Below are 1,841 nucleotides of genomic sequence, written 5' to 3' on the forward strand. Positions count from 1 at the left end.
ACATTTTTTGCATGAAGTCTTACGGGCTAAAGGGTACAGAGTCAACACCCTAGGCCGAGCCTCCAATAATGGTTTCCCAGTTTTCAGGTTGGGAAACAGTCAAGTATTAACCCACAAATTTTGTTGCTCTCTTCTTACGTTGCATCCACAATCCTATAACAGCAGCAATAGCCGTACCACCAACAGCTAACGGTTCGGGTACTTTAGTGTAGCTTACAGTACCTACTTGTGTTGTATTTACTGATTGATCAATCAGATAAAAGTTGTTTCCTCCGACATCTGGAGTATTTGGATCACTTCCGATCACAAACTGGTCTGCAACAAAATAGCTTAGTCCTAGAACTTCGCCATTGTTAAAGCTGGCTATAGGAAAACTGTCGAAATCAATATCATCTGCTTCTGTATAGTTAGTACCTAAGTAGTTGAATGCAACTGCTAATCCATTCTCAACTCCCAATGTCTCAAGACCTGTATTGGTTAAGGTCGAGTCATCGTATTGAAAAGAGCCGAAATACTGACCGGGATTGTCGCCAGATGTGGCATTCACAGTGAAACCGTAATTAACCAAGGCAGCTTGCACCGGTTTAGCACCCATAGCAGCAATAGACATGGCAGCTGCAACGGTCGCGATACCAAGATTTTTAGCTAATTTCATCAGAATATACTCCAGAGTTAAAAAATCAATAGTCCTGTAATTTCACTTACATAAGCTTTTAACCACTGCGTACAGGTTAAGAAATATCAAACAAAAGATTATTATCGTAAAATCTTTAAGATTGTCAGAGATATATAAATTTACTGTGAAGTGATAATTCTACTTATCCACTCAATATAAAAAGGTTTCAAGCCCCTGACTTTAGTCAGTCTTTGTCATTCCAAAAATTTTTCTCGTCAAATTCTCATAAAATCCGATGAAAATAATTCACCAAATTTGATTGATAGTCAGTGAATATGCAAATTGGAAGCTCATAATCTTCAAATATTTTTGAAAATTAGTGAAAAGGATTCTTATTATCAATATATATTTAGATAACGTATCTTCGCGCATCAAAAAGGTGTTTATTACTTGTATCAGTAGAAGCTAAAAAGATAATGGTTATCATCATCTACTCTGCTTGAGAAGATGATTGTAAGTTTTGACTACAAATAAAGTTATTGTGCAATCAGCAAGAAATTAATAATAGGATATTTGCTGCTTGCTGTTCTTGAAACTGCACGGATTATTCTGCTTTAATTTACAACTTTTAACACAAGCATTACCATTTCTTAAATTAAGTAAGATAACTTTTTCATAGATTCATATTTTTTCTGGTATTCACATATTTGTGAGTTTAAACGTCATACCAATTGAGCTAATACTATACTGTAAAAAGGTTTTTTTAGTAATGCTTTCACTTCAATGGTGTGGATGTGAAGATGATTCGGTAAAAATATTTAATAATCAGCAAAAAGCCAAAGTTTTGTGGATAACAGTAGGTTTACTTGTTGTTTTTTTTATTGCTGAGTGGAGTGTGGGCTTATGGAGTAAAAGTTTATCATTACAAGCGGATGCAGGGCATATTCTATCGGATATTACAGCCTTAGCAATATCGCTACTTGCTAGTTTTTTAGCACAGCAACCAGCTAAGAAAAAAGCAACCTTTGGAAATCAGCGGATCGAAGTTTTAGCAGCTTTGTTGAATGGATTAAGTTTACTTGCGATCGCAACTTTTATCATACAGGAAGCTATTCAACGTTGGCAACATCCAGCAAGCATTTTGGGCTTACCAATGTTAGGGATTGCCGTCTTAGAGGATGTTTGAAAAGTTTCTCTCTGTAACTTTAGGCACTTTTGATCCCCC

General features: G+C 35.8%; 2 protein-coding genes. One reads left to right on the top strand and one right to left on the bottom strand.

Annotated elements, in window-relative coordinates; all coding sequences use genetic code 11:
* Window positions 1-106: 106 nt before the first annotated feature.
* Window positions 107-655 (bottom strand): PEP-CTERM sorting domain-containing protein, encoded by a 549-nt coding sequence (locus tag ABF638_RS37810; protein WP_435027858.1) that lies wholly within the window; start codon window positions 653-655, stop codon window positions 107-109.
* Window positions 656-1,385: 730 nt separating this feature from the next.
* Here ABF638_RS37810 and ABF638_RS37815 point away from each other — a divergent pair.
* The gene (locus ABF638_RS37815) at window positions 1,386-1,802 is read left to right on the top strand and encodes a cation diffusion facilitator family transporter (protein WP_435027859.1); all 417 of its coding nucleotides are present in this window, start codon (window positions 1,386-1,388) and stop codon (window positions 1,800-1,802) included.
* Window positions 1,803-1,841: the final 39 nt, after the last annotated feature.

This window comes from Nostoc sp. CALU 1950 (genome assembly GCF_051172895.1).
GTDB classification, from domain to species: Bacteria; Cyanobacteriota; Cyanobacteriia; order Cyanobacteriales; family Nostocaceae; genus Nostoc; species Nostoc edaphicum_A.